Origin of the sequence: Pseudomonas sp. EA_65y_Pfl1_P113 (assembly GCF_963970525.1) — a bacterium.
In the GTDB taxonomy this organism is placed as follows: Bacteria; Pseudomonadota; Gammaproteobacteria; order Pseudomonadales; family Pseudomonadaceae; genus Aquipseudomonas; species Aquipseudomonas tritici.
Window position 1 is genome coordinate 65,807 of sequence record NZ_CAXAQM010000025.1, and the last position, 12,360, is coordinate 78,166.

Below are 12,360 nucleotides of genomic sequence, written 5' to 3' on the forward strand. Positions count from 1 at the left end.
GGGTATCGTGACCAGGCAAGCCTGAACAGGAGTGTAGCGCTCAGTAGGAAAAGCGTAGTTCTTTAGTCGGAAACGGCCTAAAGACTTATGAGAATGACTAGATCATGCAGGCGGGAAGTCCCCGGTTCGACTATGCGAAACCGGGGTAGAGGCAGCGGGTTTTAGCGGGTACGGTAGCGTAGGCGGGTGCCGAAATTGACCGACATAAGGATCTCGTCCGCAGTCAGTTCTGGCGGGAAGTAAGTACCGGAAATCTGCGCATGGGCCAGGCTAGCCCCTTCCAGTGGGCAGTCACGCAGGTCCAGGCCACGCAAATCGGCGGAACGGAAATAAGCGTCGGTAAAATCCACGCCAGCGGCGTTAAGCTCACGCAGGTCCAACCCACGGAAGTCGCCACCGCGCATGTCGATGACGCCGTCTTCTGGGCGTTCCTGGTTAAACCCGCGGACATCGTCTTTATGCAGGAGCGAGTAAAGCGGAGTATCAAGAAGCTTGGGCTGACTCATGAAGGCGACTCCTGTTGGATTTATGACGCCATTATAGTGCCACTATTGCTTGGTCGTGCGACTTGGCAGACGACACGACCAAGAAATTTTTCTTACAGGCCTGGCAAGCGTTGGCGAATATGCGCGACCAAGGCATCCAGGGTCCCGCTTTCATTAGTTTCGACGCGTTTGCTGAGGAGCAGTTCCTCGGCTGTCAGCGGGTCGCGATTGGCGTGCTGTTCTTCGATAACCGTCAATGTCGCGTCGGAGGGGTCGTTTTTATCTGCCTGACGTTGCGCCAACCAACTTGAGATAACGGCCTGAGGCGCATTGCAGTCCAGGATCAGGAAGGGTGCACCAGTGGCTTCAGCAATCTTGGCAGCTGCATCACGTTGTTCACGCTTAAGGAAGGTCGCATCCAGCACCACTGGGTAACCTGCGCGAAGGACGGTGTCGGCGATTTTATTTAAGCGCGCGTAGGTCGCCGCGCTGGCATCGGCTGCATAGATGCCGGCCTGATGCGTGTTTTCCACATGTTGCTCGCCGAACAGGCGCTTGCGCTCCACATCCGAACGCAGGCGCACAGCGCCCAAGGCTTCGACCAGGCGCATGGCAACGTGGCTTTTGCCTACAGCCGAAACACCGTGGGTAATCGCCAGGAAGCGCGATGGAATAATGCTGTAGCTTTCCGCCAGGTTGGCATAGTTGCGGTATTGGCGCAGGGTCGTCGCGCGCTGCACCGGGCTGGCTTCGCTCGGCATGCTGAACAGTGAAACCTTGGCGCGTACCAGCGCACGGTAGGCTTTATAGAAGTTCAGGACTTCCAGGCCCTGATAATCACCGGTCAGCTCCAGGTATTGGCTGATGAAGCGACGCGCCAGGGACTTGAGGCCACGGTCTTCCAGGTCCATGGCCAGGAAGGCGGTGTCGGCGTACACGTCGGTAAAGCGGAAAGGCTCGTTGAACTCGATGCAGTCGAAGATCACCACGTGGCCATCGATCAAGGTTGCGTTACCCAAGTGAATATCACCGTGGCATTCGCGGGTGAAACCCTCCAGCTTGCGCTGGGCGAACAGCGGCTTGAGGCGCTCGAAGCTGCTTTCGGCCCAGGCGTGCAGCGCGACCAGTTGAGCCAGGTCAGCCTTGTCGCTGAGGAACGGGCGGATCTGATCGAAGTTCTGGCGAACCGGTGCCATCACTTCGTCCGGGGTGCCGGCAGGGTGTTCTTGCGGGACTTTCGGCGCGGTGAGGTGGAAGTGCGCGATCTGCTTGGCCATCTCATCAATGTGCGCGCTGGTCAGTTCGCCGTTGGCTTGCAAGGTACTGAGCAATTGGCTTTGTGGGAACTGACGCATTTTCAGCGCGTACTCGATGACCGGGCCATCGCCACCCAGTTGCGGGGCTTCGGCAGTGCCGGTGATCGGCAACACTTCAAGATACAAATCGTCGGTCAAGCGCTGGTTGAGGCGCAGTTCTTCCCGGCAGAAGTGGCCGCGTTTTTCCAAGTCGGTGAAATCCAAAAAGCCGAAGTTCATCGGCTTCTTCAGTTTATAGGCGTAGGAACCGGTCAGTACGACCCAGGAAATATGGGTCTCGATGACTTGGAACGCTTCAACCGGATGGGGGTATAAAGCCGGGTTTTGCAGGGCAGCGATCAGGGACTGGCTCACGGGCGATCCTTCAGAGTCTGGGGAAAAGCATGGCGGGCATTATGGCTGCTGCGGCCGGTCGTGCAAACCGCTGTCCGGCTCATGTTGATCCTCAATAAAGTGCGTATAATCCGCCGCCATGACTCGAACCCGATCTCCCCGTTCCCGTAAAAAACCTCCCTCCCGTGGCCTTCGCCCTTGGCTGGGCTGGGCGCTCAAGCTTGGCTTGGTAGGCTTTGTGGTGCTCGCCGGCTTTGCGGTGTACCTCGACGCTGTGGTCCAGGAGAAATTCTCCGGCAAGCGCTGGACCATTCCGGCCAAGGTATACGCGCGCCCACTGGAGCTGTTCACCGGCCAGAAGCTGAGCAAGGACGACTTCCTGACCGAGCTCGACGCCTTGGGCTACCGCCGCGAGCCCGTGAGCAACGGTCCGGGTTCGGCCGCCGTCACGGGTAACACCGTCGACCTGAATACCCGTGGCTTCCAGTTCTACGAAGGCCTGGAAAAAGCCCAGCCGGTGCGCGTGCGCTTTTCCGGCGATTACGTAGCCGAGTTGTCGTCGCTCAATGGCTCCAAGCTGCCCGTGGTTCGCCTGGAACCGCTGATGATCGGCGGCATTTACCCGAAAAACCTTGAAGATCGCATTCTGATCAAGCTTGATCAGGTGCCGCCGTACCTGCTGGAAACACTGGTTGCCGTCGAAGACCGCGATTTTTATCACCACTGGGGCGTCTCGCCGAAGTCGATTGCTCGCGCGATCTGGGTGAATACGTCCGGCGGTAAGATGACCCAGGGCGGCAGCACGCTCACGCAACAATTGGTCAAGAACTTCTATCTGACCAATGAGCGCAGCCTGACGCGTAAGCTCACCGAAGCCATGATGGCGATGTTGCTGGAGCTGCATTACAGCAAGCAGGAAATCCTCGAGGCTTACCTCAATGAGGTGTTCGTCGGCCAAGATGGCCAGCGCGCCGTGCATGGTTTTGGCTTGGCCAGCCAGTTCTTCTTTGGCCAGCCGCTGTCTGAATTGAAGCTGCATCAGGTCGCGCTGCTGGTGGGCATGGTCAAGGGGCCTTCCTACTACAACCCGCGTCGTAACCCTGAGCGCGCACTGGAACGTCGTAACCTGGTGCTCGATGTGCTTGAGCAACAAGGCGTTGCCACGGCGGACCAAGTCGCTGCGGCGAAGAAAATGCCACTGGGTGTAACCACCCGCGGCAAGCTGGCGGACAGCTCCTTCCCAGGCTTTATCGACCTGGTCAAACGCCAACTGCGTGAAGACTACCGCGATGAAGACTTGACCGAAGAAGGCCTGCGGATCTTCACCAGTTTCGACCCGATCCTGCAGATGAAAGCCGAAGCGTCCGTCAATGACACCTTCAAGCGCCTCAAGGGCCGTAAAGGCTCCGATGAAGTCGAAGCGGCAATGGTCGTGACCAACCCGGAAACCGGTGAAGTGCAGGCCATGATCGGCAGTCGCCAGGCCAACTTCGCCGGTTTCAACCGCGCGCTGGATGCAGTGCGGCCGATTGGCTCGTTGGTCAAGCCCGCCGTCTACCTGACCGCCCTGGAAAAACCGAGCAAATACACCCTGACCAGTTGGCTGTCGGATGACCCATTGTCGGTCAAAGGTGCTGATGGCCAGGTGTGGACGCCACAGAACTTCGACCGTCGCTCCCACGGTACGGTGTTCCTATACCAAGGGATCGCGCACTCCTACAACATCTCGACTTCCCGCCTCGGCCTTGAAGTCGGCGTGCCGAACGTCCTCAAGACGATCGCGCGACTGGGGGTTACCCGTGAGTTCCCGGCCTTTCCGTCGATCCTGCTGGGGGCTGGCGCGATGACCCCAATGGAAGTCGCAACCATGTACCAGACCCTGGCCAACGGTGGTTTCAATACACCGATGCGCGGGATCCGTAGCGTGTTGACTGCCGAAGGTGAGCCGCTCAAGCGTTACCCGTTCCAGATTCAGCAACGTTTTGACGCGGGCTCCATCTACCTGATCCAGAACGCCATGCAGCGCGTGATGCGTGAAGGAACCGGGCGTTCGGTTTATAGCGTGCTGCCGGCGAACCTGACATTGGCAGGCAAGACCGGTACCAGTAACGATTCGCGCGACAGTTGGTTTGCCGGCTTCGGCCAGGACGTGCTGGCGGTGGTGTGGCTGGGGCGCGACGACAACGGCAAGACCCCGTTCACCGGTGCTACCGGTGCGCTGCAGGTCTGGACCAGTTTCATGCGCAAAGCCGACCCGCTGCCGTTGAACATGCCGCAGCCGGATAACATCGTTCAGGCCTGGATTGATCCGCACACGGGTCAAGGCTCCGATGCCAATTGTCCGGGCGCGGTGCAGATGCCGTATATTCGCGGCAGCGAACCGCCACCCGGTGCCGCATGCGCTGGCAGTGCACCTGCTGACGCGGAATCGGTGATGGATTGGGTCAAGGGCTGGATGAATTAAGCAAAGAGGGTTTCAAGTGAACAAATGGTTGTTTCCAGCTATTACAGCTCTGGCTTTGCTCAGCGGTTGCTCCAGCGTTCAACGCGGCTCCATTCCCGTGGTGGACTCGAGCACAGCCGTCTCCAATAACGACCGGATTTCGGCCAATGGCGGGTTCCGTCAAACCGTGACCAAGCGTCCTGCGCAGGCAACGACCCAGGCCATGCCACAGGATTCCGGCGTGGTGGTGATGGTGCCAGGCGGCGGCGCAGCGGCATCGGCGCCGATCAGTGCTGAGCCCTGGACACCGGGGCCAAGCACCTCGGGCCCGATTGACTCCACGCCGGTTCAAGCGGCGCCGATCAATCAAGGCACCTACAACATGCCGTCGACGCCAAGTGGTATTCCGTCATCCTCCAGCGGTGGCGGCCTGTCGGCTGATGAGCAATTGGACGGCCCGGTGCTGGCGCTGCTGACCACTGCCCAGCAACAGCAGGCAGGGGGTGATTTGAACGGCGCTTCGTCCAGCCTTGAGCGCGCCCAGCGTGTTGCACCTCGCGAACCTCAAGTGTTGTATCGCTTGGCGCAAGTACGCATGGCCCAGGGCGACGCGCCGCAAGCCGAGCAGTTTGCCCGTCGGGGCCTGACCCTGGCTCACGGTCGTCCAGACCTGCAAGCCAGTCTGTGGGCCTTGATTGGTGACGCGCGTGCTGCACAAGGTGACGCAGCCGGCGCGGCCCAGGCTCGCCTGAAAGCCAAGGTCAGCCTCTGATGGATGCACGCTTTCCCGCAATTGCCGAACAGTTATTGCTGATTGAGCGCGAATTGCGCGTGCAGGGCTGGTGGGACGAGATGTCCCCCAGCGTCGAGGCACTCAGCAGCGTTGAGCCCTTTTCGGTAGACACCCTGGACTTTCACCAGTGGCTGCAATGGATCTTCCTGGTGCGCATGAAGCAGATCCTCGAGCAGGACCTGCCATTGCCAAATGCTTCAGGGATCATGGAGATGGCGGAGATGGTATACGCTGACCGTCCGCTGGAAAGCCTCGGCTTGCGCAATGCGCTGAAAAAGTTCGACCAACTGATCGCCGACGCTCGTTAATTGCCTGACTGCCGGGTTTTCCGGCAGTCTTGCGCACATTTCTACCGCTTGACGACATTCAGGCGAGTTTTATCCCTCCTCAAACCCCTTTCTCCTACGTTCTCATGCGCTTAGTTGGAAAAAAGCGCAATTATTGCTTGACTTGAAGGGGCTGAAACAGAAGAATCCAAAGTCCGCTGTATCGGGACTGCCAGAAGCAGGCCCGCTCAGCAGATCATGAGGCGCACATCCGCGCCGACCTGTTACACCCGCAACGCGTTACCTCGCGCTGGGTGGGAAAAGCCCGCAACACTTGGGACGATCCCAATACTTGCTCAGTCAGTGCTGACGTAGTCGGCGACCACCGTCGCTCATGCTCTGTTGAGAAGTAAACCTATTAAGACCCGTCGGTTTTCAACGGACGGTATTCTGGCGTTTTAGAGGTGAACAACGTGGAGCTTTTATCTGGCGGTGAGATGCTCGTCCGCTTTTTGCGTGACGAAGGTGTCGACTATATCTACGGGTACCCAGGGGGTGCTCTGCTGCATGTCTACGACGCACTGTTCAAGGAACCGGCTGTTACCCACATCCTGGTTCGCCACGAACAGGCCGCGACCCATATGGCTGACGGTTATGCCCGTGCCACCGGTAAAGCCGGTGTGGTACTGGTAACATCCGGCCCAGGCGCAACCAATGCCATTACCGGCATCGCGACTGCCTATATGGACTCCATCCCGATGGTGATCATTTCTGGCCAGGTGGCAAGCACCATGGTCGGTACCGATGCATTCCAGGAAACCGACATGATCGGTATCTCCCGGCCGATCGTGAAACACAGCTTCATGATCAAGCATGCGTCGGAAATTCCGGAAATCATGAAAAAGGCTTTCTACCTCGCACAGTCCGGTCGCCCGGGGCCTGTCGTGGTCGATATCCCGAAAGACATGACCAATCCGGCGGAAAAATTCGAATATATCTTCCCGAAAAAAGCCAAGCTGCGTTCCTACAGCCCGGCCGTTCGTGGGCACTCGGGGCAAATTCGCAAGGCAGCAGAAATGCTCCTGGCAGCCAAGCGTCCCGTGTTGTACTCGGGTGGTGGTGTGATTCTGGGCGGCGGTTCCGCACCGCTGACCGAACTGGCCAAGCTGCTGAACTTGCCGGTGACCAACACCTTGATGGGCCTCGGCGCATTTCCGGGTACGGATCGCCAGTTCGTCGGCATGCTCGGCATGCACGGCAGCTACACCGCCAACCTGGCGATGCACCATGCCGATGTGATCCTTGCAGTGGGTGCACGTTTCGATGACCGGGTAATCAACGGCGCGAGCAAATTCTGCCCGAACGCCAAGATCATCCATATCGACATCGACCCGGCGTCCATCTCCAAGACCATCAAGGCCGACGTCCCGATCGTAGGCCCTGTTGAAAGCGTATTGACCGAGATGGTTGCCGCGCTCAAGGACATCGGCGAAGCGCCGAACAAGGAATCCGTCGCCAGTTGGTGGAAGCAGATTGACGAATGGCGCGGTGATCGCGGCCTGTTCCCTTACGACAAGGGCGACGGCAGCATCATCAAGCCACAAACCGTGATCGAAACCCTGTGCGAAGTGACCAAGGGCGACGCCTTTGTGACCTCCGACGTGGGCCAACACCAGATGTTCGCTGCGCAGTACTACAAGTTCGACAAACCTAACCGCTGGATCAATTCCGGTGGCCTGGGCACGATGGGCTTTGGTTTCCCTGCGGCCATGGGTGTGAAACTGAGCTTCCCGGACACAGACGTCGCGTGCGTCACCGGTGAGGGCAGCATCCAGATGAATATCCAGGAACTGTCGACGTGCCTGCAGTACGGCCTTCCAGTGAAGATCGTCTGCTTGAACAACGGCGTGCTGGGCATGGTTCGTCAGTGGCAGGACATGAGCTACAACAGCCGTCACTCCCATTCCTACATGGAGTCGCTGCCAGATTTCATCAAATTGGTTGAAGCCTATGGCCACGTCGGCATTCGCATCACCGACTTGAAAGATCTGAAGCCGAAGATGGAAGAAGCGTTCGCCATGAAAGATCGCTTGGTGTTCATTGATATCAAGGTGGATACCAGCGAGCACGTCTACCCGATGCAGATCAAAGACGGCTCGATGCGCGACATGTGGCTGAACAAGACGGAGCGTACTTAATCATGCGGCACATTATCTCCCTGCTTTTGGAGAACGAACCCGGCGCTCTGTCCCGTGTTGTCGGCCTGTTTTCGCAACGCAACTACAACATCGAAAGCCTGACCGTGGCCCCGACCGAAGACCCGACCCTGTCGCGCCTGACGTTGACCACCGTGGGCCACGATGAGGTGATCGAGCAGATCACCAAGAACCTCAACAAGCTGATCGAAGTGGTCAAGCTGGTCGACCTGTCGGAAAGTGCCCACATCGAGCGCGAGTTGATGCTGGTCAAGGTCAAGGCCACCGGCGCCCAGCGTGCCGAGATCAAGCGCACTACCGATATTTATCGCGGGCAGATCGTCGATGTGAGCGCCAGCGTTTATACCGTTCAACTGACCGGTACAAGCGACAAGCTGGACAGCTTCATCCAATCGATCGGGACGGCCTCGATTCTGGAAACAGTACGCAGTGGTGTCACCGGGATTGCCCGTGGCGACAAAGTACTCAGCATTTAACCCAAATTAGTGAATGGCCTTACGGCCTGGATATATAGAGGAACCTCATGAAAGTTTATTACGAAAAAGATTGTGACCTGTCGATCATCCAGGGCAAGAAAGTCGCCATCATCGGCTACGGCTCCCAGGGTCATGCGCAAGCGTGCAATCTGAAAGATTCCGGCGTTGACGTGACTGTTGGCCTGCGCAAAGGCTCGGCCACTGTTGCCAAGGCTGAAGCCCATGGCCTGAAAGTGACTGACGTTGCTTCCGCCGTTGCTGCTGCCGACCTGGTCATGATCCTGACCCCGGACGAGTTCCAGTCCGCGCTGTACAAGAACGAAATCGAGCCGAACATCAAGAAGGGCGCCACCCTGGCCTTCTCTCACGGCTTCGCGATTCACTACAACCAGGTAGTGCCACGCGCTGACCTCGACGTGATCATGATCGCGCCGAAAGCCCCGGGCCACACTGTGCGTTCCGAGTTCGTCAAAGGCGGCGGTATCCCTGACCTGATCGCGATCTACCAGGACGCTTCGGGCAATGCCAAGAACGTTGCGCTGTCCTACGCTGCGGGTGTTGGCGGTGGTCGTACCGGCATCATCGAAACCACCTTCAAGGACGAGACTGAAACCGACCTGTTCGGCGAACAAGCCGTTCTGTGCGGCGGTACCGTTGAACTGGTAAAAGCCGGTTTCGAAACCCTGGTTGAAGCTGGCTATGCGCCGGAAATGGCCTACTTCGAATGCCTGCACGAACTGAAGCTGATCGTCGACCTCATGTATGAAGGCGGTATCGCCAACATGAACTACTCGATCTCCAACAACGCCGAGTACGGCGAGTACGTGACTGGCCCGGAAGTGATCAACGCCGAGTCCCGCCAGGCAATGCGCAACGCGCTGAAACGCATTCAGGATGGCGAATACGCCAAAATGTTCATCAGCGAAGGCGCGACCGGCTACCCTTCGATGACCGCCAAGCGTCGTAACAACGCCGCTCACGGTATCGAAATCATCGGCGAGCAACTGCGCTCCATGATGCCGTGGATCGGTGCCAACAAGATCGTCGACAAAGCCAAAAACTAAGTCGTACGCATCAACGGAAAACGCGGCTTAGGCCGCGTTTTTTCGTTTGTGGGCTGGTTCTGGTATAAAGCTGCATCGTTTGCGTGCGAACACTCGCCGCACGTATTTGTCGAATTTTTTCAAACCGTTGCAAGGTAAAGTCCATGAGCGAACGTCCCGAAGAGCCACACCAGGCTTCTGACGCCGAAAGCCTGCTGCCGATCGATGAGCATGTCGAAGAAGGGCATGACGCCGAAGGTCGCAAGGTCCGGCATCGTGGCATCTATCTTTTGCCCAACCTGTTCACTACGGCAAACCTGTTTGCCGGCTTCTATTCCATCATCAACTCCATGAGCGCCCAAAGTGCGTTGGCCGCGGGTGATGCGGTGAGTGCCAGTAAGTATTTCGGTTTTGCTGCCATTGCCATTTTCGTTGCCATGGTGCTCGACGGCCTTGATGGTCGCGTGGCACGCATGACTAACACGCAAAGCGCCTTCGGTGCCGAGTACGACTCGTTGTCGGATATGGTCGCGTTTGGTGTAGCCCCTGCGTTGCTGGCATTTGCCTGGGCGCTGGGTGATATGGGTAAGGTTGGCTGGATGGTCGCCTTCATCTATGTTGCGGGCGCTGCTTTGCGTCTGGCGCGCTTCAATACTCAGGTGGGCACTGCCGACAAGCGGTATTTCATCGGTCTTGCCAGCCCGGCGGCTGCGGGGGTGGTGGCAGGTATTGTCTGGGCGTTCAGTGATTACGGCATTCAGGGTTCGAAAATGTCGTTCCTGGTGGCGTTGATGGTAGCTGCTGCCGGCATGCTGATGGTCAGCAACATCAAGTACAACAGCTTCAAAGAGCTGGACCTCAAGGGGCGTGTGCCTTTCGTGGCAATTCTGGCAGTGGTGCTGGTGTTCGCCGTGGTGTTCAGTGATCCGCCGCGTATCCTTTTGCTGGCCTTTCTGGTCTACGCCGCTTCGGGCCCGGTTCAGTACCTGTTGCATCTGCGCCGCGACAAAACATTGCCTTAATGTAATTTCCCCCATACTCCGCAGTCTATTGGTGTATCAGTTCTCCAATGCTGCGGGGTTGCCATGTTAATCAAATTGCCTAAAGCGTCCGATTGCCATGAATCGGATGTCACTCCTGAATCCTTCTATCTTTCTCGCCGCCGCTTGCTCGGTGGTGCGCTTGCCAGTATCGCAGCCAGCAGTTTGCCGCGTTGGGCCAATGCTGAGGAAGCCTCACGTTATGCTGATGTCGAAGCGGGCAGGGCGCCGAGCTGGTTTGCCGAGAAGCTGCCGAGTACCAAATGGCAGGCGGTCACGGTAAAGGACGAAGCGATCACGCCGTTCAAGGATGCGACTCACTACAACAACTTCTATGAGTTTGGTACGGACAAGGGTGATCCCGCAGCGAATGCGGGCTCGCTCAAGACCGAGCCCTGGAGTGTGGTGATTGATGGCGAAGTCGCCAAGCCGGGGCGATATGCCCTGGAAGACTTTATGAAGCCGTATCAATTGGAAGAGCGTATCTACCGTCTGCGCTGCGTCGAGGCGTGGTCGATGGTCATCCCCTGGATCGGTTTTCCGATCTCGGCCTTGCTCAAGCAGGTTGAGCCAACCTCCAAGGCCAAGTACATCCGCTTTGAAACTCTCCAGGATTCCAAGAGTATGCCGGGCCAGCGTTCGAGTTTCGGCTTGATCGATTGGCCTTATATAGAAGGGTTGCGCCTGGATGAGGCGATGAACCCGCTGGCGATCCTGGCTGTTGGCATGTATGGGCGCGAACTGCCCAACCAGAACGGCGCGCCGCTTCGTTTGGTTGTGCCTTGGAAGTATGGCTTCAAGAGTGTGAAGTCCATTGTGCGGATCAGTCTCGTGAGCGAGCAACCGAAAACCACTTGGCAGAGCATTGCCGCGGATGAGTATGGGTTCTATGCGAATGTGAACCCCACGGTCGACCACCCACGCTGGACTCAGGCTCGGGAGCGTCGTCTGCCGAGCGGCCTGTTCAGTCCGAATGTGCGTGAAACGCAGATGTTCAACGGCTACTCCGATGAGGTGGCTTCTCTTTATACCGGTCTGGATTTACGGAAGAACTACTGATGCGCTATCCAGTTTGGCGCATTGGCGTCTTTATAGCTGCGGCGATATGGCCGTTGTATTGGCTGTATGAGGCGTGGGGTTTCGCCCTTGGGCCTGATCCGGGCAAGGTTCTGGTCGATCGACTGGGGTTGGGTACGTTGATCTTGTTGCTGATTACGCTTGGGATGACCCCGCTGCAGAAGCTTAGCGGTTGGGCCGGGTGGATAGCGGTTCGTAGACAATTGGGTTTGTGGTGCTTTGCCTATGTGGTGCTCCATCTGGCTGCTTATTGTGTGTTTGTGCTGGGGTTGGATTGGACGCAGTTGGCGGTGGAATTGCGCAAGCGGCCTTACATAATTGTGGGGGCGTTGGGGTTCCTGTCGCTGTTGGTATTGGCGGTGACGTCGAATCGTTATAGTCAGCGTCGGCTGGGGAGTCGTTGGAAGAAGCTGCATCGCCTGGTGTATGTGATTCTTGGTCTCGGCTTGCTGCATATGCTGTGGATTGTGCGGGCTGATCTCAAGGAGTGGGCTATCTATGCTTCTATAGGCGTGGTGCTCTTAGTGCTGCGGATACCGCCTGTAATGCGTCGGATCCCCCGCCTTATTGCGAAAAAACCACTTTCTGCAACAAAAGCGTAATTAAGGGTTGACGGCAGATTCTGGAAGTCTATAATTCGCCCCACTTCCGGCGCAGTCGAAACGGAAAACTCCTTGGTAAACAAAGAGTTATGCGAAATTCGACGGCGAGTTGCTTCAGTTGATCGAAGCCCAGAAGGAGTTGGTAGGGCGGTGTTGTTTGGCTCTATTAACGTTTCGATCCTCTCGGTCGAAAGCGGAGAAAAAGAGGTGTTGACAGCAGCGTGTAACGCTGTAGAATTCGCCTCCCGCTAACGAGAGATCGGAAGCGCA

At 57.6% G+C, this 12,360-nt stretch carries 11 protein-coding genes; 9 read left to right on the forward strand and 2 right to left on the reverse strand.

The window, feature by feature from the left end; all coding sequences use genetic code 11:
• Nucleotides 1–161 precede the first annotated feature (161 nt).
• Together AACY52_RS20785 and AACY52_RS20790 are read right to left on the reverse strand one after the other, a co-directional pair.
• Nucleotides 162–506, reverse strand: a complete 345-nt coding sequence (locus tag AACY52_RS20785; RefSeq protein ID WP_339420315.1) for a pentapeptide repeat-containing protein — start codon at nt 504–506, stop codon at nt 162–164.
• A 92-nt stretch (nt 507–598) separates the two neighbouring features.
• On the reverse strand, nt 599–2,155 hold the full coding sequence (locus tag AACY52_RS20790; protein WP_339560742.1) for an AAA family ATPase: 1,557 nt from the start codon (nt 2,153–2,155) through the stop codon (nt 599–601).
• 118 nt (nt 2,156–2,273) lie between these two features.
• Here AACY52_RS20790 and mrcB point away from each other — a divergent pair, with 118 nt between their 5' ends.
• The 9 genes from mrcB (at nt 2,274) to msrQ (ending at nt 12,090) form a co-directional block, all read left to right on the forward strand.
• On the forward strand, nt 2,274–4,598 hold the full coding sequence (mrcB, locus tag AACY52_RS20795) for a penicillin-binding protein 1B (protein WP_339420317.1): 2,325 nt from the start codon (nt 2,274–2,276) through the stop codon (nt 4,596–4,598).
• Nucleotides 4,599–4,614: 16 nt separating this feature from the next.
• Entirely contained in the window at nt 4,615–5,349 is a 735-nt protein-coding gene (locus AACY52_RS20800) for a tetratricopeptide repeat protein (protein ID WP_339420318.1), read from the forward strand.
• Nucleotides 5,349–5,678 (forward strand): YqcC family protein, encoded by a 330-nt coding sequence (locus AACY52_RS20805; RefSeq protein WP_065875696.1) that lies wholly within the window; start codon nt 5,349–5,351, stop codon nt 5,676–5,678. Before AACY52_RS20800 ends, AACY52_RS20805 begins: the two co-directional genes overlap by 1 nt.
• Before the next feature lie 431 nt (nt 5,679–6,109).
• Entirely contained in the window at nt 6,110–7,834 is a 1,725-nt protein-coding gene (locus tag AACY52_RS20810) for an acetolactate synthase 3 large subunit (RefSeq protein WP_339420319.1), read from the forward strand.
• A 2-nt stretch (nt 7,835–7,836) separates the two neighbouring features.
• Nucleotides 7,837–8,328, forward strand: a complete 492-nt coding sequence (gene ilvN / locus AACY52_RS20815) for an acetolactate synthase small subunit (protein ID WP_003176102.1) — start codon at nt 7,837–7,839, stop codon at nt 8,326–8,328.
• 47 nt (nt 8,329–8,375) lie between these two features.
• Nucleotides 8,376–9,392, forward strand: a complete 1,017-nt coding sequence (gene ilvC / locus AACY52_RS20820; RefSeq protein WP_007948647.1) for a ketol-acid reductoisomerase — start codon at nt 8,376–8,378, stop codon at nt 9,390–9,392.
• A 143-nt stretch (nt 9,393–9,535) separates the two neighbouring features.
• Complete coding sequence (gene pssA, locus AACY52_RS20825) at nt 9,536–10,393, forward strand: CDP-diacylglycerol--serine O-phosphatidyltransferase (protein ID WP_049711521.1); 858 nt, start codon at nt 9,536–9,538, stop codon at nt 10,391–10,393.
• Nucleotides 10,394–10,456: 63 nt separating this feature from the next.
• The gene (msrP, locus tag AACY52_RS20830; protein WP_339420320.1) at nt 10,457–11,470 is read left to right on the forward strand and encodes a protein-methionine-sulfoxide reductase catalytic subunit MsrP; all 1,014 of its coding nucleotides are present in this window, start codon (nt 10,457–10,459) and stop codon (nt 11,468–11,470) included.
• Nucleotides 11,470–12,090 (forward strand): protein-methionine-sulfoxide reductase heme-binding subunit MsrQ, encoded by a 621-nt coding sequence (gene msrQ, locus AACY52_RS20835; protein WP_339560743.1) that lies wholly within the window; start codon nt 11,470–11,472, stop codon nt 12,088–12,090. The genes msrP and msrQ overlap by 1 nt, the downstream gene beginning before the upstream one ends.
• Nucleotides 12,091–12,360: the final 270 nt, after the last annotated feature.

Excerpts from the sequence above, each read along its gene's own strand:
- AACY52_RS20785 (WP_339420315.1), bottom strand. The coding sequence starts at position 506 with ATGAGTCAGCCCAAGCTTCTTGATACTCCGCTTTACTCGCTCCTGCAT.
- mrcB (WP_339420317.1), top strand. The coding sequence starts at position 2,274 with ATGACTCGAACCCGATCTCCCCGTTCCCGTAAAAAACCTCCCTCCCGT.
- AACY52_RS20805 (WP_065875696.1), top strand. The coding sequence starts at position 5,349 with ATGGATGCACGCTTTCCCGCAATTGCCGAACAGTTATTGCTGATTGAG.
- ilvN (WP_003176102.1), top strand. The coding sequence starts at position 7,837 with ATGCGGCACATTATCTCCCTGCTTTTGGAGAACGAACCCGGCGCTCTG.
- ilvC (WP_007948647.1), top strand. The coding sequence starts at position 8,376 with ATGAAAGTTTATTACGAAAAAGATTGTGACCTGTCGATCATCCAGGGC.
- pssA (WP_049711521.1), top strand. The coding sequence starts at position 9,536 with ATGAGCGAACGTCCCGAAGAGCCACACCAGGCTTCTGACGCCGAAAGC.
- msrP (WP_339420320.1), top strand. The coding sequence starts at position 10,457 with ATGTTAATCAAATTGCCTAAAGCGTCCGATTGCCATGAATCGGATGTC.
- msrQ (WP_339560743.1), top strand. The coding sequence starts at position 11,470 with ATGCGCTATCCAGTTTGGCGCATTGGCGTCTTTATAGCTGCGGCGATA.